This is a genomic window from Pseudomonas sp. Marseille-Q5115 (genome assembly GCF_916618905.1).
In the GTDB taxonomy this organism is placed as follows: domain Bacteria; phylum Pseudomonadota; class Gammaproteobacteria; order Pseudomonadales; family Pseudomonadaceae; genus Aquipseudomonas; species Aquipseudomonas japonica_A.
This window is the reverse complement of the sequence record NZ_CAKAKI010000002.1, coordinates 75,038-95,833: the sequence shown is the minus strand read 5'-3', so window position 1 is coordinate 95,833 and position 20,796 is coordinate 75,038. Positions and strand designations below refer to the sequence as shown.

General features: G+C 59.3%; 24 protein-coding genes. 20 read left to right on the top strand and 4 right to left on the bottom strand.

The features are described from left to right. Nucleotides 1-57 precede the first annotated feature (57 nt). The 3 genes from LG385_RS24340 to LG385_RS25850 all read right to left on the bottom strand — a co-directional run bounded on the left by LG385_RS24340 (nt 58) and on the right by LG385_RS25850 (nt 1,372). The gene (locus LG385_RS24340) at nt 58-267 is read right to left on the bottom strand and encodes a hypothetical protein (protein ID WP_225776378.1); all 210 of its coding nucleotides are present in this window, start codon (nt 265-267) and stop codon (nt 58-60) included. A gap of 195 nt (nt 268-462) precedes the next feature. After that, nucleotides 463-966 (bottom strand): LytTR family DNA-binding domain-containing protein, encoded by a 504-nt coding sequence (locus LG385_RS25855; protein ID WP_225776377.1) that lies wholly within the window; start codon nt 964-966, stop codon nt 463-465. Then, the gene (locus LG385_RS25850; RefSeq protein WP_225776376.1) at nt 899-1,372 is read right to left on the bottom strand and encodes a LytTR family transcriptional regulator DNA-binding domain-containing protein; all 474 of its coding nucleotides are present in this window, start codon (nt 1,370-1,372) and stop codon (nt 899-901) included. The genes LG385_RS25855 and LG385_RS25850 overlap by 68 nt, the downstream gene beginning before the upstream one ends. Before the next feature lie 62 nt (nt 1,373-1,434). On the opposite strand from LG385_RS25850, the gene LG385_RS24325 reads away from it, so the two are divergent. From LG385_RS24325 to LG385_RS24235, 18 genes are all read left to right on the top strand, one after another. Further along, nucleotides 1,435-2,124: an AAA family ATPase gene (locus tag LG385_RS24325; protein WP_225776408.1), complete on the top strand. Its 690-nt coding sequence runs from the start codon at nt 1,435-1,437 to the stop codon at nt 2,122-2,124. Beyond that, nucleotides 2,124-2,504 carry a hypothetical protein gene (locus LG385_RS24320; protein ID WP_225776375.1) on the top strand — a complete coding sequence of 127 codons (381 nt, stop codon included), beginning with the start codon at nt 2,124-2,126 and terminating at the stop codon, nt 2,502-2,504. The genes LG385_RS24325 and LG385_RS24320 overlap by 1 nt, the downstream gene beginning before the upstream one ends. A 558-nt stretch (nt 2,505-3,062) precedes the next feature. Beyond that, a complete protein-coding gene (locus LG385_RS24310; RefSeq protein ID WP_225776373.1) occupies nt 3,063-3,710 on the top strand; it encodes a helix-turn-helix domain-containing protein in 648 nt (215 codons plus the stop codon). Between the two features lie 73 nt (nt 3,711-3,783). Next, a protein-coding gene (locus LG385_RS24305; RefSeq protein WP_225772267.1) for an IS5 family transposase occupies nt 3,784-4,637 on the top strand; the annotation gives its coding sequence in 2 pieces (ribosomal slippage) (nt 3,784-4,132 and nt 4,132-4,637; 855 coding nt in all). A 385-nt stretch (nt 4,638-5,022) separates the two neighbouring features. Then, complete coding sequence (locus LG385_RS24300; RefSeq protein ID WP_225776372.1) at nt 5,023-5,730, top strand: lytic transglycosylase domain-containing protein; 708 nt, start codon at nt 5,023-5,025, stop codon at nt 5,728-5,730. Beyond that, nucleotides 5,727-6,065, top strand: a complete 339-nt coding sequence (locus LG385_RS24295) for a conjugal transfer protein (RefSeq protein WP_413247397.1) — start codon at nt 5,727-5,729, stop codon at nt 6,063-6,065. The genes LG385_RS24300 and LG385_RS24295 overlap by 4 nt, the downstream gene beginning before the upstream one ends. Nucleotides 6,066-6,077: 12 nt before the next feature. After that, nucleotides 6,078-6,512, top strand: coding sequence for a VirB3 family type IV secretion system protein (locus tag LG385_RS24290; protein WP_225776371.1), 435 nt, complete (start codon nt 6,078-6,080; stop codon nt 6,510-6,512). Continuing rightward, on the top strand, nt 6,415-8,961 hold the full coding sequence (locus LG385_RS24285) for a VirB4 family type IV secretion system protein (RefSeq protein WP_225776370.1): 2,547 nt from the start codon (nt 6,415-6,417) through the stop codon (nt 8,959-8,961). Before LG385_RS24290 ends, LG385_RS24285 begins: the two co-directional genes overlap by 98 nt. Beyond that, nucleotides 8,958-9,638, top strand: coding sequence for a P-type DNA transfer protein VirB5 (gene virB5, locus LG385_RS24280; RefSeq protein WP_225776369.1), 681 nt, complete (start codon nt 8,958-8,960; stop codon nt 9,636-9,638). Before LG385_RS24285 ends, virB5 begins: the two co-directional genes overlap by 4 nt. Before the next feature lie 20 nt (nt 9,639-9,658). Further along, on the top strand, nt 9,659-9,991 hold the full coding sequence (locus LG385_RS24275) for a hypothetical protein (protein ID WP_225776368.1): 333 nt from the start codon (nt 9,659-9,661) through the stop codon (nt 9,989-9,991). 9 nt (nt 9,992-10,000) lie between these two features. Next, nucleotides 10,001-10,945: a type IV secretion system protein gene (locus LG385_RS24270; protein WP_225776367.1), complete on the top strand. Its 945-nt coding sequence runs from the start codon at nt 10,001-10,003 to the stop codon at nt 10,943-10,945. 68 nt (nt 10,946-11,013) lie between these two features. Further along, entirely contained in the window at nt 11,014-11,343 is a 330-nt protein-coding gene (locus LG385_RS24265; RefSeq protein ID WP_225776366.1) for a conjugal transfer protein, read from the top strand. A gap of 43 nt (nt 11,344-11,386) precedes the next feature. Then, nucleotides 11,387-12,175 carry a virB8 family protein gene (locus LG385_RS24260; protein WP_225776365.1) on the top strand — a complete coding sequence of 263 codons (789 nt, stop codon included), beginning with the start codon at nt 11,387-11,389 and terminating at the stop codon, nt 12,173-12,175. 94 nt (nt 12,176-12,269) lie between these two features. After that, entirely contained in the window at nt 12,270-12,998 is a 729-nt protein-coding gene (locus LG385_RS24255; protein ID WP_225776364.1) for a TrbG/VirB9 family P-type conjugative transfer protein, read from the top strand. After that, on the top strand, nt 12,985-14,319 hold the full coding sequence (locus LG385_RS24250; protein WP_225776363.1) for a TrbI/VirB10 family protein: 1,335 nt from the start codon (nt 12,985-12,987) through the stop codon (nt 14,317-14,319). Before LG385_RS24255 ends, LG385_RS24250 begins: the two co-directional genes overlap by 14 nt. 9 nt (nt 14,320-14,328) lie before the next feature. Further along, nucleotides 14,329-15,378 carry a P-type DNA transfer ATPase VirB11 gene (gene virB11 / locus LG385_RS24245; protein ID WP_413247396.1) on the top strand — a complete coding sequence of 350 codons (1,050 nt, stop codon included), beginning with the start codon at nt 14,329-14,331 and terminating at the stop codon, nt 15,376-15,378. A 9-nt stretch (nt 15,379-15,387) separates the two neighbouring features. Continuing rightward, complete coding sequence (locus LG385_RS24240; protein WP_225776362.1) at nt 15,388-15,744, top strand: hypothetical protein; 357 nt, start codon at nt 15,388-15,390, stop codon at nt 15,742-15,744. Nucleotides 15,745-15,759: 15 nt separating this feature from the next. Continuing rightward, nucleotides 15,760-17,322 (top strand): type IV secretory system conjugative DNA transfer family protein, encoded by a 1,563-nt coding sequence (locus LG385_RS24235; protein ID WP_225776361.1) that lies wholly within the window; start codon nt 15,760-15,762, stop codon nt 17,320-17,322. A gap of 58 nt (nt 17,323-17,380) precedes the next feature. On the opposite strand, the gene LG385_RS24230 is transcribed toward LG385_RS24235, so the two are convergent. After that, complete coding sequence (locus LG385_RS24230) at nt 17,381-17,842, bottom strand: phospholipase D family protein (RefSeq protein WP_225776360.1); 462 nt, start codon at nt 17,840-17,842, stop codon at nt 17,381-17,383. A gap of 116 nt (nt 17,843-17,958) precedes the next feature. On the opposite strand from LG385_RS24230, the gene LG385_RS24225 reads away from it, so the two are divergent. Both LG385_RS24225 and LG385_RS24220 read left to right on the top strand, forming a co-directional pair. Further along, complete coding sequence (locus LG385_RS24225) at nt 17,959-18,321, top strand: TrbM/KikA/MpfK family conjugal transfer protein (RefSeq protein WP_225776359.1); 363 nt, start codon at nt 17,959-17,961, stop codon at nt 18,319-18,321. 26 nt (nt 18,322-18,347) lie between these two features. Beyond that, entirely contained in the window at nt 18,348-20,495 is a 2,148-nt protein-coding gene (locus LG385_RS24220) for a type IA DNA topoisomerase (RefSeq protein WP_225776358.1), read from the top strand. Nucleotides 20,496-20,796: the final 301 nt, after the last annotated feature.

The window sequence follows — 20,796 nt, the reverse complement described above, 5'->3', positions numbered from 1 at the left end:
ACGTTGCTGCTGGAGCCTGCCTGCAATACGTCAAGGCGATCTCTCAGGCGTGCAAGATCATTGGGCATGACAGCGCTGGAAAGGCTCAGACCAGGATGAACGCGGCAGCGCAAATAACGCCGGCGAAAGCGGCACCCAGGCAAAACGGTACGACGCCATATGTAGATACGAACGATCTTTGCGGTTGGCCACCACGTCAATCTTGGCGACGTGCTCACTTACAAATGACTTAGCGCCCTTGGGCGAAGCCTTGGCAGAGCTGGCCATAGTACGTGCTCTCTCAGGGCGGTTGGGGCCTGCCAGCTGCCTAGCCCCTGGGGTAATTTTTGCACCCGCCTACCGGGAACACTCAACCGCATCGCAGCTAAGCCTCACTGTCCATTCGCAGAACGAATCTTTAAGTCGATAGCGGGTCTCGTATATACAGTATGTACTCTATATATGGTATGCAGAAGGCACGAATTATGGTGCTTGCTGGCCACTATGCGCCGCCGCCAGCTGGGCCAGGACAGCCTTCGCTCGCGGCCGAGCAATGGGCAGTCTGGGGGACAGGCCGTGCAAGCGAATCGCGTAGCCGCGATCGGGTGCGCGCTCGATAGCCTGGATTGCACTGCGGCGCAGCAGGAACGACTTATGAACCCACACAAACGCGGCTGGGAGCTTCTCAGCCAAGGCATGAAGCGGGCCGTGCCTGCGCTCCATAACCAGCTCCCCGCCGACATGGCAGGCGTAGATCAATCGGTCGAAACTGCGGAAATACAGAACCTCCTCCAGCGGAACCTTAGCGGTGACCTCCCCCAAAGAGGTTTGGTGCAGAATCGACGGGAGGGCCAGGATTAGCGATGTTCCAAGCAATGATGTCTCTCGTGCCGTCTCCGCATACCATATATGCGATATGCTATGTATATATTTTATATATCGTATAGACGCGCCGGACGCTATGCGGCTTGAGCAGGGCACGCACATGCGCCCCATGCCTCCTCGCGTCACCAAGCTGTTCGCCCGTTCCTCGCAGCCTGACAGCGTAAGCACTGTCTCTGTAAAGGATGCTTTCGATGCAGCTCAGCCGAACCAACGTATTTCGGTGAATTCGCACAAAGGACGCCACTAGCATCACCCCGATGTCGTTCAGGCAGCCCAACTTAGGATAGAGCGTGACCTCGCCACCAGGGTGGCAGGCATGGGCGTATTTGTCGGCCGCTCGAAAGTGAGTGACATCGGCCAGCGCCACGCTCCGCCGCACCTGCCCGTAATAGGTTTCGTCAAGGCGATCAGGTAGCGATTTGGCTTGGCTGATTGGTAAACATAAGTTTATCTCCAAGGTAGTGGCTGCTATGATTCCCGCATACCGTATATACGGTATATCGGACATATCGCGTATATACCACGTATACAGCGCATGGCTTATGAGCATGGGGGGTTGGTGAAGTGGAACTGTCTGTCGTTACAAAAGCGATCCAGGAAGCCTTGGGGCAACGGCAATTCATCATTGTGCTGGGCGGGGAGAAGGGCGGGCCGGGCAAAAGCTGCCTCGCGCAGAATCTGGCGGTTTGCCTCCAGAATGCCGGGGCCGACGTCCTTTTAATTGATGCTGACCCCCAAGCCACGACATACAACTGGGCTCACATTCGCGACGAAGTGGGCAAGCTCGTTTCGATCCCCCACGAAAAAGCCCACGGTGACATCAGCACGACGATCATCGACAAGGCGCGCCGGTACCAGCACATCATCATCGATTGCGCCGGTAGCGACTCACAGGCCTTCCGATCGGCCATGACCTTAGCGACCCATCTGGTATTGCCGTTCCGGCCAAAGCGCCGCGACCTGCACACGCTGGAGAACGTCGAAGCAATCGTCGCGCTCGGTAAAGCGTCGAATCCGGGGATGGTCGTGCGCACCATCATTACCCAGTGCCCAACCCTGCCAAGCCAGATCCAGCGTATTCTGGACGCAAAGGACGCGTGCGCCTCGTTCGGCCTCCAGCCCATGGATTCAGTAACTTTCACGCGCAACGTGTACGACGATGCGGAGGAAGACGGTTCGTCCGTGATCGAGAATGGCACTGATCCGAAGGCAATCGAAGAAATCCACATGATCGCAGCAGAGCTGCTGGGAGCTAAGTAATGGCGGGATTGAAAGGTATGGGCCGCAGGGCCGAGCCAACCCCAGAGGAACGAGAGCGCCAGCGCCTTGAGTTCATCCATGGCGCAGCTGTGCATGCGAATCTCGCGGAGGCTGCCCTTGTGGTTCCCGAGCCACCACGCGGCAAACCCGTTACCGCGCGGAAAAAACCCGTGCCCGTGCGCACAATCTTCTCTTTGACCGAGGAGGTGAATAAGCAGATCGATAAGCTGTCGCTGGTACCGCGCCACTTTAAGGCGACCCGCTCGGACGTGGTCCGGGCAGGGATACTGGCCCTTCGCGCAATGAGCAAAGCGGACCAGGTGGCGTTCCTGGCACAGGCAACCGGCGCCAACCCGGTAGACGAGAGCGGGCAGGAATAGCGTATATACGCTATTGCCACTGCATAACCTGCATACAGCCATCTATCGCTCCTCGAACAGCGTCTATATCGCAAATACTCGCTATACCATGCATACGCTGCATACGGTATGGCGGGTACCTATCCGGACCTTCCAAGGTCGAGCCCGGTATCGCACCTTCAATATCGACTCCACCTACTAAACGGCGGATACAGCATTTGTCCTACCTTAGTGTTGGCTCTGTGCGGTAGCGCTCAGGGTAAAGGATGTGTAATTCAGTGATTTCTCCCTCAAAAACACGGCAGAGATTCTCTGCTAACGCCGTAGATGCGCGCTGTTCACATCGCTCGATTCGGGAGAGATTGCCTGTATCGGTCCGGTCTGCCCCAACGGCAGCTAAACGATCGGAGACTTCTGTAAGGGTCCAACCCCTCGCAATTCGTGCTTTTTTTAGCGGTGTCATAGCTACAGCCTGTATGGAAGGTAAGGCTGATTCTGCGATTGGCGCATAGTCAATTCAAGCAAAATTTGCGTAGATAAATTTGCGCCGAGCGCATTAGGACCGGAAAATTCGTGCCTATGGACATAGGACAGATCATAAGAAACGCACGCAAGGCGAAAAAGCTCTCGCTAGAGGAGCTCGCCTACCGTATTGGCTCTGATTCAGGAAACCTATCAAGACTTGAACGCGGTTTGCAGGGAACCACCCCTGAGAAACTGAAGCTCATCATGGCTGCGCTCGACATCCAGCTCACTGCGCAGCAGCAATTGGAAACAGTACTTTACTCAGACCCCAACAACGTATCGGGCGCGCATCAGCCTGTGCGTGAGCCTCGCCAATTCCCCTTAATAAGCTGGGTTGAAGCAGGAGCGTTTACTGATACGCCTGGGAACATCGGAGAAGATCATAGGATGATTGAATCAACAGAAAATGCTGGTCGGGGAGCATACTGGCTGACCGTAAATGGCCACTCCATGACCTGCACAGGAAATCCGAGTTTTCCTGAAGGATGCCTGATTCTGGTGAAGCCTGACGCAGACGTAATCAACGGCAAATACTATGTAGTCGAAATGCTGGATTCGGGCGACAAGACGTTTAAGCAATACGTTGAGGACGCGGGTTATCGCTACCTGCGACCACTGAATGACAAATACAGGACCATTGAGATTGACGGTAATTGTCGCTTCATTGGACGCGTGGTAGACGCGAAAATGTCCGGTTTGTAGCCTTTGCCTAGCTAGGTTTTGTACGAAAAGTCGGTGCGGGTAGAATCGCCGCCATGATTGGCTGGAGGTCCGCATGGCAAGGCGTTACGAACTCCCCGACGCAGCGTGGGAATTGATCAAGGATCTGGTTTCTCCAGAACAGAAAATGGGTCGCCCGCGCAGTGATGATCGTGTGGTACTCCATGGAATCTTATGGATTCTGTGCTCCGGGGCTGCCTGGCGCGATTTGCCGGAGCGCTTTGGGCCTTGGTCAACGGTGTATCAGCGTTTCCGTGACTGGCGCGACGACAGTACATTCGACCGGATACTGGAGCGTCTGCACATTCGACTGAATCAGGAAGGACGGATCGATCTGGACACCTGGATGATCGATTCCACTGCGGTACGTGCAACCCGAGCCTCTTCAGGCGCCGGGAAAAAAGGGGGCCTGGAGAACCGCTAGACCATGCCCTTGGGCGCAGTCGAGGTGGCCTGACCACCAAGATTCACATGCTCTGCGACGCTAATGGCGTGCCATTACGCTTTATGCTTTCGCCGGGACAAGCCAGCGACATCGCTCAAGCCCAGCCGCTGCTGGAGCAGGTACGCATTCCCGGAAAGCCAGGGCGACCACGCAAACGTTGTCGCTGGTTACTGGCTGACAAAGGGTATGACGCAGAACACCTGCGTCACTATTGCGACCGTTACCGAATGCAGCCGGTGATCCCACTGCGCGCCATGCCGCGCAAACCCAGGCCTGGTTTGCCCCGGCTATTTGATCGACCGAAATACCGGCAGCGAAACATCATAGAACGGATGTTTGGCTGGCTAAAAGAGAATCGCAGAATCGGCACCCGCTACGACAAACTAGCCAGAAGCTTTGCAGCCATGGTCACGCTGGCCTGCAGCCTACGTTGTATGCGGCAATACTTTTCGTACAAAACCTAGCAGCCAGCCCCCCAAATCCCCTCATTCAACACCAAGCCCGCCTAGCGGGCTTTTTTTTGGCTCCAATTTGCACTTGACGCAGAACCAGCTCTGCGCATAATGCAGCCTTAGTTCTGCGTAAAGCGCAGAATTGTGCCGGATAGACACCGGCCTTTCCAAGGCAGCGATGAGTCGGCCTCGACGGCTCAGAGGGTTGGCAACTGGCCCAGGGTGCGCAGCGTAAAGCCCCAAACGAGTTATTCGGCGGACAGACGGTCGCGGTCGAAGTCAGTTACGTAGCTCCTCTCGATTCCCAGTTCTTCTGGATTGAGAGGGGTTTCCCAAATGTCCTACAGGTAGGCCATTTGGGAAATCTCTCCCTCCTCGCAGCAAAGGAAAAACCGCAATGCTCACCACCAGTGCCTTCCTGGCCCTGGCTATGCAATGCGCCCCCTCGATACACCCCGCCACGCTTACTCCCATCGTCAAAACAGAATCCTCCTTCAATCCCTGGGCCATTGGGGTCGTGGGCGGAGCCTTGCCGCATCAGCCGCAAAGCCTGGATGAAGCGGTGTTGACGGTGAAAAAGCTGGTAGGGGAGGGCGCCAACTTCAGCATCGGCCTGGGCCAGATCAACCGGCAGCACTTCGATGTCACCCACCCCGAAACCATATTCGAGCCTTGCACCAACCTGCGCATGACCGCGCAGCTTCTGCAGGACTGCTACACCGCCGCCGGTGAAGCCGACCCTGACCCGCAAGGGGCCTTGCGCAAGGCCATCTCCTGCTACTACAGCGGCAACCTCACACGCGGCTTCCAGGCCGAAGCCGACTTTGGCGGCAGTAGCCACGTTCAGCGTGTGCTGGCCAACGCAGACATCACCGTGCCGGCCCTGGAAGGCGGCGCTCAGCCAGCGCAAAGCCGGCTACAGCGCGCAATCGCTGAACCCGTGACCACCGTGCAGCCGGTGTACGAAAGCTGGGACGTGCTTCGGCAATACCCACGCTATCCACCGCCCGCCCCGGTTTCTGCTCCACCCGCTCCACCCGCTGTTTCCGCCGTTCCCGCATCAACCCCGCAAGAAACCTCCCCGACCGTTAAGGAAGCTCAATGATGACCAAGCGAAGCCTTGCCCTGAACAAAACCGAGCTGTGCATTCTGCTGGTAGCCGTGGCCTGTATGCCGGGCTTTGCCTCGGCTGACTGGCAAGAGACGTTGCAGACCTGGGGCACCAACATCCGGCTGGCCCTGTATGCCCTGGGCGGCACCCTGGGCCTGGGTTGCCTGATGTGGTCCGGCATTCAGTGGATGATTGCCCGCTCCACAGGTGACCGGTCCCACACCTTCATGGACTACCTGCAACAAGTCGGTGTCCTGGTCGTCGTCGGCGGCACCATGGTGCTGGGCGCTGCAGCCTGGCAGGTCTTCGGCACCGGCGAGCCGGCCTGACCAGGAGCGCTTATGGCCGGTAACGAAGCACTCAAGCAACTGACCTTCGAAAGCTACAACGGGATGAGCCGGCCCGCGATGTTCTGGAGCATTCCCATCATGCCGATGGTGGGGCTCCTGATGGGGGGACTGGTGTGCGGCATTGCCGCCACCACCCTGCTGTCCTGGGTGTGGGGGCTGATCGCCGCCGCGCCCTTTCTGATCGCCCTCATCGCCTTGAGGGTTGTCGGCCTCATTGATCCCCAGTACCTGCGCCGTATCCGCTTTGGGCTACGGCGCCTGAAGCTGGGCCTGAGCTACGGCAAGCCGTTGTTGCTGACCCCGTTCAACCCGCAATGGAGTGAATTCTATGGCGCGCGATTTTCACAGAAGCGTTATGCCCCCGGAAGTGAAGGTGCCGCTGCTGCGGTACCCGGTCCACGAACACATGGTGACCCTGCCCGGTAATCGCCTGGTGAGCCTGATCCGGCTCAAGGGCGTGTCGCACGAAACGCGCAGCAATGACGAACTCATTGGGCTGTTTCATAAGCTCAACCGCTTCTTTCTGGCCATGGGCAAGAAGGAAGGTAAGAACCTGATGCTGCAAACCTACATCACCAAGACCGGCATCGAGCTGGATTCGCAGTACACGCTACCGCTGCCGGCCTTGCAGGATTTTGTGGACGCGTACACCGCTCCGTTCCGGGACGGCACCTTCTACCAGGTCGGTTACAGCATCGCCTTGATTCTGAAGTACCGCGAGGTCGATGAAGGCATCCAGCGCATGAGCGAACTATTGACGCTCAGCGAAACCATGCTGGCCGACTATGACCCGGCCATCATGGGGATCGAGGAGAACGCGCACGGCGCGCTCTTTTCGCAGATGGGCCGCTACTACAGCCTGCTGTTCAACGGTCACGAAAAAGACATCCTGGTCAGCGACACCCGCCTGGGTGACGCGGTGATCGACAGCGTGACCAGCTTTGCCCAGTACGATTTTGTCGAGAACCGGCCCAACCGGGGTGGCCAGCGCTTCGCCACGACCTATGACCTGCGCGACTACCCCGGTTCCAGCTATCCAGGCATGTGGGACGAGGCCATCGAGCAGCAATTCGAATTCACCCTGGTGCAGTCGTTTCTATTCGAGGACCGCAACGTGGCCAAGGGCAAATTCAAGCGGCACATTGCGGACCTGGGCTCCGTGGAAAAGGAGTCCAGGCAATCGCTGGAGCTGGAAAACGCCATCGAGGCCATCATCCTTGGGGATAAGGCGTTCGGACGCTATTACGCCTCCCTGGTCGTGTTCGGCAAAACCCCGGACGAGGCCATCGAGAACGGCTCGAAAATGGCGTCGGTGTTTGCAGTCCACGACGCGACATTCGTGCGTTCCACCATGAGCAACATCGACACCTGGTACACGCAGTTTCCCGGTGCGACCGATGCGCTGTACCCCATGATCAAGTCCACCGAGAACCTGGCCTGCGGCTTTTCCCTGCACGCGACACCGACCGGCAAGGCCAAGGGCAACCCCATTGGCGACGGCACCGGCCTGATGCCGTTGCTGACCGTGAACAAGGCGCTGTACCTGCTGAACCTGCACGACAGCCCGCCCGGGCAAAACAACCTGGGCGAGTTGCTGCCCGGTCACGCGGCCTTCACCGGGCAAACCGGCGTCGGCAAAACCACGGCAGAGGCCACGGTGCTGACGTTCCTCAGCCGCTTCAATCCGATGATTTTTTGCATCGACTACAACGAGTCACTGAAGAACCTGCTGTGCGCGCTGGATACGCAGTACTACACCTTGCAGCCGGGGCATTTTACCGGCGTGAACCCGTTCCAGTTCCGCGACAGCGTAGGGCTTCGCCAGATGCTGTTCGACCTGGTGCTGGCCTGCGCCGGCGGCAAGGACAGGACCAGCGACGAGGAACAGGACGAAATCAAGGATTCGGTCGAGGCCGTCATGCAGCACAGCAACGTGGGCTACCGCGGCATGTCGCTGCTGCTGCAAAACATCACACACCGAGGCGGCAATTGCCTGCACACGCGCCTTTCGAAGTGGTGCCGCCTGGCCGGGAGCCGGGAAGGACAATACGCCTGGGTGCTGGACTCGCCCCTCAATCGCTTCGACGCGCACAGCTACCGGCGCCTGGCCTTCGATTGCACGCAGCTGCTGAAAAAGGAGTACGCCGAGAAACACCCCGAGGTGTTGGAGGTGTTGTTGAACGTGCTGTTCTACATGAAGCGCGAGATGCACCAGGCGCGGCCTGGCTCGTTGCTGGTCAACATCATGGCCGAATACTGGGTGCCGCTGTCGTTCAAGAGTACGGCGGACGCCATTCAGGAAGTGCTCCAGAGCGGCCGGATGCGCGGTGAAATTCTGATGATGGATACCCAGTACCCGGAGCAGGCGCTTAACACGCCTTACGCGCCGGCGATCATTCAGCAAGTCGTTACCCCCGTGTGGCTACCCAACCGCAAAGCCCAGGCCGAGAGCTACGAAAAATTCGGCGTCACCGGCAAGGTGTTCGAAGCCGTCAAGGACATGCAGCCGCTGAGTCGGGAAATGATGGTGCAGCAAGGTCACCAGACGGTGAAGCTGAAAATGGAGCTCACCGGCGCGCTCAAATACTGGTTGCCGCTGCTGTCCGCCACGCAAAAGAACCTGGCCGTGGCCGAACGCGTCCGCAAGCACCTGAACACCATCGACCCCAAGGTATGGGTCGGGCCGTTCCTAGTGGCCGAGGCGGTAAGGCAGTGGCTCAACACCGAAGACCCCGCCGAGTGGATACCCGCCTTCGAGCAGGCCGAGCGGCTGTGCAAGAGCCTGAACACGCGGGACGCCGAACGCTGGATGCCAGCCTTCCAGACGGCGTGGAAAGCCGCCCAGGAACACCACCACACCGAGGCCCTGTCATGAAAAAGAACGCAATTGCCTGCGCGCTTAGCGCTGTCCTACTGGCCAGCGCAGTGCCTGCCCTCGCGGTTACTGGCGTACCCACCCTGGATGCCGTGACCGCCGCGATCCTGGAAAGCAATGCCGTGGCCCAGGCCAAGCAGGCCCTGGAAGCGCTCAATACCGCCAAGGACGGTATCCGCCAGGTCGAGCAGCAATACAACAATTACAAGAGCATCGTGACCGGCAACGACAAGTTAGGGGCCTTCCTGGATAACCCGTCCGTGAACAAGGTGTTGCCCCTCGGGGAATGGTCCGATGTCTACGACACGGCGCAGAATATTGCGAGTTTGCGTGACCGATACGGTTTGACCTCTGATAATGCCAGCGTTCAGGCCAAGTTTGATCGGATGTTGTCAGCAATGGATGCACTGGAGCGCAATTATAAGGCCACTACAGAGCGGGTCAGCAATGCTGAGCAGCTGCGCGCCAAGCTCAATGGAGTCCAAACCCCGCAGCAGAAAGAAGACCTTCAGTTGCGCTATCAGCAAGAGCTGTTGGAACAGCAGAACCAGCAGATGCGATTGGCGAACATGCAGATGCTTCAACAGCAACAAGAAAAAATGGAAAACGTAAATCGAGGTCAGTCTTTTGAAGACTATATGAGTGGAAAAACCTCCGCTCGACCTGATTATGATTAGAAATAAATATGGAGATATACATGCCAAAGATTTTAAATGTCCTCTCGTTAGCTGCATTCTTCCTGGTAGCAGGGTGTGGGGAAGAAAAAGGGAAAGATTTTATTGGTCATTGGCAAGGCCAAGGAAGCGCATCGCGTTCTTCACTTGATATCTCTCATACTGATGGGTCATATCACATCGACTTCAGCTACCCCGATCCTGTAATGGGGAAAAAGCTAGAGGTTAATAAGCTTGAGGCGGTCGCTGAGTCCGATACTGTTTTGCTTGTACATGCTTCTCTTGGAACCGTTACCCTTCGACTAGAAGGGGACACAGTATCTATGGAAGATAAGGTTTTTAAAAAATCTCAGTAGGTGAACTCTATGGAGCTTCATGTTGCTCAGAATCTGTATGAGTCAGTAGACAGCTCCCTAGCCGGCATCCTTGGCAGTGGTACTGCCAAGGTAATGCTTGGGGTTGGAGCGCTTTTCGGGACTTTTTGGCTACTTAATTTTACGCTCAAGAGTATTTTCTGGCTTTATCGAGGTATGAATATAGCGTTTCAAGAAGTAGTTATGGAAATCGCTAAAATGGCTTTCATTGCTGGGGTCGCATGGAACGTGGATTGGTACATACAGACCATTGTTCCTTTTGTGACTGGGCTTCCTACCTGGATGGGAGGAGTGCTTTCAGGACAAGAAGGAAGCCAAGTTACACAAATCGACGCCTTGATTATAAGTTATTGTGAGAATCTACAGAAAATATATGATTCTTTAAGTTTTTCGCTTACCACCTTGAAGGCGGCTTATTTGGGTTTGCAGGCATTAGTTTTGTACCTGATAGGCGGAATCCCTTTTCTGTTAATGGCTGTGGGGACGTTGATAATATTAAAGGTGGCCACTACGGTTATTTTGGCGTTAGGCCCCGTGTTTATAGCCTTCGCCTTGTTTGATCAAACAAAGCAGTGGTTTTGGGGATGGGTATGCATCATTGCAGGGTTTATGTTGACTCAGGTTCTCTTTTCCGTAGTCCTTGCACTCGAAATTGCGTTCATTAATACGGTCATAATAAGTAATGGTGCTATAGATACCAGTCTTGTTGGTAATGTTACCATGCTCATATATTTCGCAACCTTTACGGTCCTTGCCACCGAATTGCCTGGATACGCCACAGCAATAATGGGTGGCGCGCCCGTATCAGCAGGCGGTGTGGGGGGAATTATTGCAAGAGGCTCCGGCCTTGGCGCTGCTATGAACGGTGCCAGGGCCGCTCGAAATATGGGGGCAAAAGTCATTTCAAAGGTTAGGAGTAGAAATAATATCCAATAAAGCAGCGTTCTAATCGGTCATCCTCTCCCGCTATCGCTGCACCCCTCGCTTCTACCAGGTATCCAATCATGAATTTCAAACTTGCTTTGAGCGGGCTGCTTTCGGCTGCCCTGCTGACGGGCTGTGGCTCTGCACCCAAGCTTTCCGAGCCTTCGGGAGACTGGGAGGACATGCCCTTTACCCACGCGCCGACGCCCCGGCAGGCCGTGATTGCGGCCCCTGTGGCGCCGCCGCCCACGGCAGAACTGGAGCAGCTGGTGGCCAGCGCCGCGCCTGAAGCGCCGCCGCTCACCGTGCGCAGGCCCGCCAGGCGCAAACCGCGTCCGGTCGCCGCTTCGCCGGTCCCCGAGGCCCCCGCAGTAACCCCACCTAGCGATTCCAAATGCTCCGCGAACTGATCCCCGCGCAGCGTGTGTTCAAGCCCAGGTTTTAGGTGATTTTATGATGAAGCGACGCAAGTCAAAGCAGGACGTGATCGAGCAGGAGCGGCAGCTGGCCGCCCGTACCAGCCTCGATGCTGCGACCGCACAGGACATCAGCCTGACCGAACAGGCGTACCTCCACGCGGCGCGGTATTTCGAAAAGAACATTGCCGCTGATGAGCGGGCTAAGGCACAACGGGCGACACGCCTGAACTATGTGTTTGGCGCGCTGGCTTTCATGTCGGTCGGTGCCGTGATCGGCCTGACCCCGCTCAAGACCGTGGAAACCTACCTGGTACGGGTAGACAACAACTCCGGCTTCACCGACGTGGTTCAGCCCGTCAGCAAGGCCAAGTCGCCTGAGCAGATCGACGACGAATTCTGGCTGGCCAGCTATGTACGCTTCCGTGAGAGCTACAACTTTTCCAGCAACGACGCCAATTTCAGCATGGTCAAGTTGATGTCCTACGACGCGACCTTTGCGGATTACCGCAACTTCCAGCTCTCCGCAAAGGGCTACCTGTCCGTGCTGGGCCTGAACCGCCAGATCCGCACCGACCTGAACAACATCAATTTCCTGGACCGCAAGGACGGGCAGGGCACCGCCCAGGTGCGCATCACCAAGACCGTCCTGGACCGCAACGGCGTGCCCGATCCGCAGCTGGACCCTGCGACCTGGATTGCGACGGTCACCTACGACTACAGGAACCCGACCAAGAAGGCCGGCGACCAGTGGCTGAACCCCCGAGGCTTTGGGGTAAAGGCGTACACCATGACCCAGGAAGTGGGGGTGTCTCGTGGCAAATAACATCATGACACGGGCCCCGCATCAAAGGCTCGCTTTCAGTCTCGCAGCGGTGCTGCTGGCATTCGATTCACACGCACATGCCGAGAGCGTCGGGATGGGTTCCACCCTGGACCCGCGTGTACAGACCGCTGTGTACAGCCCGGATAACGTGTACCGCGTGCAGACCGCGATAGGCCGCACGACGCTGGTTCAGTTTCCGGCCAATGAAACCATCAATGAGGATTCCGGCTTAATGGCCTCGGGCGATCCCAAGGCCTGGACCATTGGCCCCAACAAGGCCGGCAACCTGGTCTTGATCAAGCCCATCACGGACCTTGAGCCTGACACCAACCTGGTCATCAACACCAACCGGCATACCTATCTGCTGGAACTGAAGCTGGTCAAGCGCACCGAGGACATGACCTACGCGCTGCGCTTCACCTACCCCGAAGCGCCCAGGAAGCCCGCGGCGGTCCGCCGTGACCCCGGCAACCCCTGTGTCGGCTCCGTACAGAACGGCCCTTACCAGCGCCGCTCGGACGACACCAGCCGCTCCATTGCCCCGGCAGAAGGCTGGGACAACGGCATGCTGACCTGCTTCCGCTTCGCCGGCAGCGGGCCTCGCCCGGTGCTGTACCAGGTGCTGCCCGATGGCACCGAAACCCTGGCCAACACCCACAACGAGCAAAACGTGGTCGTGGTGCATGGCGTCAGCCAGCTGTTCCGGTTCCGGCTGAACAAGATGGTCGTGGAAGCCCGACCCAAGACCCGGATAGACACCGGGTACAACTTCAACGGGACCACGACCGGCGAGATGCGGGAGCTTAAACATGCAGAACAATGACGACACCCAGGCCCCGGATCATTCGCCTGAGCTAGACCGCATCAGCCCGGCTGAGCCTAACGGCACGGCTGAAGCCACACCGGGCGCAGCCAGCACCCAGGCCCGAGGCGCCTTCGACGTGCGCACCAAGCGCAAGGCCGTAGCCACCGACAAGAAGCGGCTGTACCTGGGCATCGGTGCCATTGTCGTGGTGTTCCTGGTCGTGGTGATCGGTGGCTGGTCCATGCTCATCTCAAAGATGAAGCAGGGCAGCACCAAGGTAGACGAAACCCACGTCAAAAGGGACGCCACCCTGGACGTCGATCAAGGCGACGACGACAGCATGCGCCAGGCCAAGATGGCCAAGCTGCGCGCCGAGGCTGCCGAGGAGGAACACAAGGCCCGCGCCGAAAGAGAGCGCCAGGCCCGCGAGCAGCAAGCCAAGGCGAACCCGGAGCAACCGCTCCAGGCGCCTGCCTCTCAGGCCGCACCTGGAGCCAGCAACAAGACTCAGCCACCGGTGATAACGGCCCGGCAACGCAAGCTGGACCCGGCCATGTTCGTGCAGTCGGATGACGGTCCAGCCAATGGCGCCGTTGGTAGCTCGCAACCGTCGCAAGGCGGCGAGCAGTCGCCTCGACCGCCGTCGCTTTTGGCTGACAGCCAAGCCGGCTTAGGTGGCCCACTAGGCGGTGATGCGTCATCGAGAACACGCGGCAGCTTGGGCGACCTTGGCGGTACGGGGTTCGCCTCGGCCAAGGCGTACCTGGCTCCGCCGCGCAAGTATTTGGTCACGCACAACACCTACACCCGCTGCGCGCTGTACACGGAAATCATCTCGACTCATCCGGGCATGGTCGATTGCCGTCTGACCGAGCCGCTGTATTCAGCCGATGGCAGCACGGTGATCGCCGACGCCGGCGACAAGCTCACCGGCGAGCAGCGGGTACAGGTTGGTCGCGGTCAATCCAGCGTGTTCACCACCTGGACCGAAATCGAAACCCAATCCGGCGTGCGCGCCCAGATCAACAGCCTGGGCGCCGGCCCCCTGGGGGCCAGCGGCACCGAAGCATGGATCGATCACCACTACCTCCAGCGCTACGGCGGTGCGGTGATGCTGTCGTTCATCCAGGACGCGCTCCAGGCCGCAGCGAACAGCACACAGCAAAGCTCAAGCGGCTACACGGTGAACAACAGCGAGCAGAACGTGGAAAGCATGGCCAACAAGGCGCTGGACAGCACCATCAACATTCCCGACACCGCACACGTCCTGCCGGGCACCGTAATCACCGTCATCGTCGCCCGCGACATCGATTTTTCGCCGGTTTTCGAGAACCGCTAAGGGGAATTCATGAGTTCGCTATTGCTGCCTGATGAAGCAGGCGTGCTGACCGAAGACACCCTGGTCCTGGACTTCCTGGACCAGTCCGGTGTGACCGAGCGGCTGAACCGCCCAGGCACTACGGACGTGGCCATCAACCGGCCGTATGAAATCTGGGTGGACGGCCCCGAAGGCTGGCAGCGGGAGAACGCGCCCTGGCTCACCTATACGCTGTGCTGGAGGCTGGCCAACGCCCTGTGCGCCCTGAACTACCGCGAGCTATCGGCGCACTCGCCGATTCATACCGTGGAGCTACCGGGCGGCGAGCGTGGCCAGATCGTGATGGCCCCGGCGTGTGAAAAGGGCACGCTATCCATGACGTTCCGCAAGCCCTCGCTGGAGCGCTTCACGCTTCAGAACTACATCGACAGTGGCCGCTTCGAGCGTGCCCAGGCTATCGCCGCGCCACGGGCTCACCTGGCCCCGTGGCAAGTGCAAATGAAGACCGCACACAAGGCGCGTGAGTGGGGACGGTTCTTCCCGCAGGCTGTGGCCTACCGCCAGAACATCATCATCTTTGGCGGTCCAGGCTCCGGCAAGACCACCTTCGGCAAATCGCTGATGGACCTGTTTCCCGAGCAGCGCCGGATGATCACCATCCAGGAAGTGAGGGAGCTTCAGCTGCCCTATCACCCGAACCACGTCCACCTGTTCTACGGCCATGTGGTGGCCCCCAAGGCACTGGTAGCCAGTTCGCTACGGATGAAGCCTGACCACCTGTTCCTAGCCGAACTCACCGGCGACGAGGTGTGGCATTTCATCGAAATCCTCAACACCGGCACCAAGGGCACCGTGACCACTGCGCACGCCAATGACAGCGCGTCGGGTTATGCCCGCGTGTGCGGCCTGGTGAAGCAGTCCGAGGTTGGCAAGGGCCTGGAATATGACTACATCGAGCGCCTGGTGCGCACATCGTTTGATGTCGTGGTGTACATGGAAGGGACGCACATCTTGGAGGTGCATTACGAGCCTGAACACAAGCTGGCCTTGCTCAGCGGCAAGCACGCGATAGCAGCCTAGGAGGCGCGTATGTGGTGGAAAGTCTTGCTGTCCATTCTATTCCTGATGGCCGTGTGTTTCGTGATCGGCCTGTACGCAGGCGGCGCGCTGTTCCTGCACCTGACCCATGCGCCACTGGCCGGCCTGTCCTGGGACACGCTCTGGCAGGCGCGCGCCATCCCCTGGAATGACAAGCGCGTCCTGTACCTGCCGTGGTCTTGGTGCGTCACGGTCGGGCTGACCTTCCTGCCGGCAGGCGCTGCGCTGCTGGCTATTTTCTTCCAGCTCAAACCCCGTACAACGCTTCACGGTGACGCGCGCTTTGCCAACAACCGCGAGCTTCGCCAGTTCGAGTACGCCGGCGAATACAAGAACACCAGCAAATAAAAAGGGAGCTGCTAAATGGCCAAAGCCAAACCCGTCAGCCCCTCGAATCCGCAAAGGCGGATCGAGGAGTACCCGGCCTTTCTGCTGGGCAAGCACCCCACCAAGGACACCTTTCTGGCCAGCTACGGGCAACAGTTCGTGATGCTGGCCGCGCCGCCCGGCACGGGTAAAGGCGTCGGGGCTGTGATCCCCAACCTGCTGAGCTACCCCGATTCGATGGTGGTGAACGACCCCAAATTCGAAAACTGGGACATCACTTCAGGCTTTCGGGCCTCGGCAGGCCATAAGGTGTTCCGTTTTTCGCCGGAGCGCTTGGAAACGCACCGCTGGAACCCCATCAGTGCTATCAGCCGCGATCCGCTGTACCGGCTGGGGGAGATTCGCACCCTGGCCCGCGTGCTGTTCGTCTCGGACAACCCGAAGAACCAGGAGTGGTACAACAAGGCCGGCAACGTCTTTACCGCCATCCTGCTGTACCTGATGGAAACCCCGGAAATGCCCTGCTCGTTGCCCCAGGCCTACGAAATCGGCGCGCTGGGGACCGGCATCGGCGTGTGGGCTCACCAGGTCATCGAGCACCGCGGCAGTGGGCCTCATGCACTCAGTGTTGAAACCCTGCGCGAGCTGAACGGCGTGCTGGAAGCGTCGAAGAACAAGAGCAGCGGCTGGTCCACCACCGTCGATATCGTGCGCGACGTGCTGTCGGTGTACGCCGAAAAGACCGTGGCCTGGGCCGTGTCGGGTGACGACATCGACTTTGCCAAGGCCCGCGAAGAGAAGACCACCATTTACTTCAGCGTGACCGAGGGATCGCTGAAAAAATACGGCCCGCTGATGAACCTGTTTTTCACCCAAGCGATCCGGCTCAACTCCAAGGTACTGCCCGAGCAGGGCGGGCACTGCGCGGACGGTACGCTTCGGCTCAAGTACCAGCTGGCCTTGCTGATGGATGAGTTCGCCATCATGGGCCGCATGGAAATCATGGAAACCGCGCCGGCACTGACCCGAGGCGCCGGATTGCGGTTCTTCCTGATCTTCCAGGGCAAGGACCAGATCCGGGCCACCTACGGCGAGGAGGCGGCCAACGGCATCATGAAGGCCATTCACAACGAAATCGTGTTCGCGCCCGGCGACATCAAGCTGGCCGAGGAATACAGCAAGCGCCTGGGCAACACCACCGTGCGCGTACAGAACCAGTCGTTCAACAAGCGGGACATGAAAAACCGGGGACAGACGGACAGCTACAGCGAGCAGGCGCGGCCCCTGATGCTGCCTCAGGAGGTCAACGAACTGCCTTATGACAAGCAGCTGATTTTCATCCAGGGCACCAAGCAAACGGAGCCGATCAAGGTGTTGTCGCGCAAAATCTTCTTTTATGAGGAAGAGGTGTTCAAGTCGCGGGCCAACATGACGCCGCCGCCGCTGCCGATCGGAGACGCCTCGAAGATCGATGCGCTGACCGTGCCGGTGCGCACGGTCGAAGCCAAGGTGGCCCTGTCGGACGATCAGCCGCTGCGCGCCGAGCAACAGCAGCGTTGGAGCCCCCAAACCAGTCATTTGCCGTCGAAAGCGCTGTAAGCGCGGCAGCTTCGCAAAGCAACCAGTGATCCTTGCGCGGTAACTACTAGCGACTACCTCAATGTGCCGGCATGAGGGCTGGCAGAGCGCCGAGGTACGTTGAAAGCTGAGCATGGAGTGGGTCGCTCACGCTTCCTTCAATAAGGGTCGATAGCTCCTCGTTTTTCCATAGGCCTCCGGCCGTCACGTTTGCCGAACCTATGATCGCCATGAAGTGATCGCCTCGGCGTCCGTAATACAGCTTCGAATGGAAATACTCAGGCGCGGGAATGTTGGTGTGCAAGAGTCCCGGCCTCTGGGAAAGCGCAGCGACACAATCCGTCTCGGTGTGCCTTTCGTTGGTGAAAACCAATATCGAGGCCCCACGCTCCAGAGCAAGGTCCAGGGTTGGCAGAACCTCTGATAGCCCGCACATTTTCATCCAGCCTGAGCAGATGACCACCTCGTCATGGTTGGCGATCAACCGGAGCACTTCCGGCAGGTGAGACCGATTCTTCCGAACGTTCGTGATGATTCTCATGCTGGCCGCCTAAAAGCAGCGATTCTATATCGCCACTATCGTTTGGCCCAGCATTGAATGCCCCTCTGAACCCCCCTTGATTGACCGGCGCGCCCTGCGCCTTCAGGAACTTCCACATGAAACCATCCGTACACGCGGCTGACCGCCCAGGTCAGGCCGAGGGCTGTGCTGTGCCTGGTCGCGGCCAAAAACTGGTGCGTGCCGTGTTCGCCGTCTGCCTGTTTGGCAGCGCTCCCGCCTTCGCCGGCGACGCCTGCAAATCGGTGCTGTGCATGTTCGGCAAGCTCACCGGCAACAGCGGTGGCAGCGCGTGCAGCAGCGCCGAGCGGGACTACTTCAGCATCTTGGTGAAGAAGCACGGGAACATCAAATGGGGCAAGACGGCCACGGCCCGCCTGAGCTACCTCAACAGCTGCCCCGGTGCGGACCGCAGCTACACCCAGCAGATCAACGCCAAGTTCGGCACCGTCCGGGGCTAAGCCCTGGCCAAAACAGGGAGAACACCATGCGCGTATTTATCGCGGAAAAGCCCGCGCTGGGCCAGGTCATTGCCGAAGCGCTGGGCACGGTCATCCGCAAGGATGGCTATTTTGAGTGTGGCAGCAACGACATCGTGACCTGGTGCATCGGTCACTTGCTCGAACTGGCCCCGCCCGAGGCCCATAACCCCGCCTACAAGGCCTGGAACGTGGCTGACTTGCCGCTGAAGCTGCGCCCGGCCAAGTACCAGCCAATTGCGCGCACGCAGGCCCAGTTGAAGACGGTCCAGCAGCTGATCGGTCGCGCCTCGGAAATCGTCCATGCCGGCGACCCGGACGACGAAGGCCAGTTACTGGTGGATGAAGTTCTGGAGCATTTTGGCAACACCGCGCCGGTCAGACGCATCCTGATCAACGACCTCAACGCCAACGCTGCCCGCAAGGCCCTGGCGGGCCTGCGCGATAACCGGGAGTTCTTCGGCCTGTACCAAAAGGCGCTGGCCCGCAGTATTGGCGACCAGCTGTACGGCTTCAACATGACCCGCGCCTGCACCCTGGCCGGCCAGGCTAAAGGCGTCAAAGGCGTGCTGTCGGTCGGCCGCGTGCAAACCCCGATCCTGGGCCTGATCGTGAACCGCTACCTGGCCAACAAGCACCACGCCAGCGCGTTTTACTACACCGTCGCGGCCAGCCTCGCCTTTGATGGCCATCGCGCTCAGGCGCGCCTGGTGGTAGCCGCTGATGCGCCGGTGGACGACAAGAACCGGATCATCGAGGAGGTCTACGCGAACCAGGTGGCCGACGCCTGCCGGCTCAAGCCCGCCAGCGTGATCGAGGCCCGCGTGGAGGAAAAGCAGACGCCGGCACCGTTGCCGTTCGCGCTGCTGGACCTTCAGGTGTACATGAGCAAGGCGCACGGCATCGATGCGGAAAAGACCCTGGCACTGACCCAGGCACTGCGCGAGAAGTACAAGGCCATCACCTACAACCGCTCCGATTGCAGCTACCTGTCCAGCGACCAGTTTGCCGAGGCCCCGCAGACCTTGGGCCTGCTGCGCCAGGCCTTGCCGGACCTGGCCGGGATGTTCGCCGAGGTGAAGCCCGAGCGTAAAAGCCGCGCTTTTGATGACAGCAAGGTGTCGGCCCACACCGCGATCATTCCAACAGCGGTCAAGATCAACCTGGCGCAGCTGAGCGCGGATGAACGCGCCGTGTACCTGGCCATCGTGAAGCGCTACGTCGCCCAGTTCCTGCCAGAGAAGCGCTATCTGAGCGCCGAGGTACGGTTTGACGTGAGCGGGCACGCCTTCGTGGCCCGCTCCACCAAAGTGACCCACCCCGGCTGGACCGCACAGGTAGCCGAGGAGCGCGAAGACGACGAGGAAGGCCAGGACGTAGACGCCGCAAGCCCATTCGATGCCCTGGCGGCACTGAAGGCCGACGACACGGGACGCTGCGACGGCATCACGGTGGCCAAGGAGAAAACCAAGCCCCTGCCGCTGTACACGGAAGCGACGTTGCTCAAGGATCTACAGCGCGTGGCCAAGTATGTAAAAGACCCGCGCATCAAGCAGCTATTGATCGCCCGTGACCACGGCAAGAAAGGGGAAAACGGCGGTATCGGTACGCCGGCGACCCGCGCCGCGATGCTGGCCAAGCTTCAGGAACGCGGTTTTTACGCAGTCGAGAAGAAAAAGCTGATCCCCACCCCGCTGGGCCTGGAGTTCATCGCCGCGTTGCCGGCGATTGCCACTACGCCAGATATGACCGCGCTCTGGCACGAACAGCAACAGATGATCGAGGCCGGCGAGCTCACCGTGGATGCGTTCCTGGACGAGCTCGAGCGCTTCATTGCCGACCAGGTGCAAGGTGTGGACCTGGGCAACGTGCAGGGCACCGCCAAGCCGGTACCGGCTGTGCTGAACGCCAAGTGCCCCATGTGCGGCACTGACCTCGCGGTGACGCCGCGTGTGATTGGTTGTCGTGGTTGCGCCTTCAAGCTGTACCCAGAGGTCAGCGGCAAGATGCTCACCCCCGGCCAGATCGAAACCCTGCTGACCAAGGGCAAGACCGGCGTATTGAAGGGCTTTCACAGCAAGAAGACCGGCAAGTCCTTCGACGCCGCGTTGAAGCTCAACCACGAAGCCAAGCTGGAATTCGTGTTCAGCCGCTAGCCGTCCCCCACCCACCGACCACCGCGGAACTGGCCACGTCAGGTGCCGTGCTCCCGGCTCGTCGTGACGCGCTCCATGGTCGCGGCGAACGGAAGCACGGGCGAAGCGAACACTTGACGGCACCCCGACCCGAAAAGGCTTACCGCAGGAGTGTGGGGTGGCTTCATCGCCCCGCGCTCCCGAGGTCAACGCGGCCGTTGCAGGATGACAAGGGCGGAGCCCTTGGTGTTGAAACGCTCCGCCACAACCATTCAATCCAGATGAATGAATCGCCTCACGTTAGGGGCCGCGCTTCGGGCCT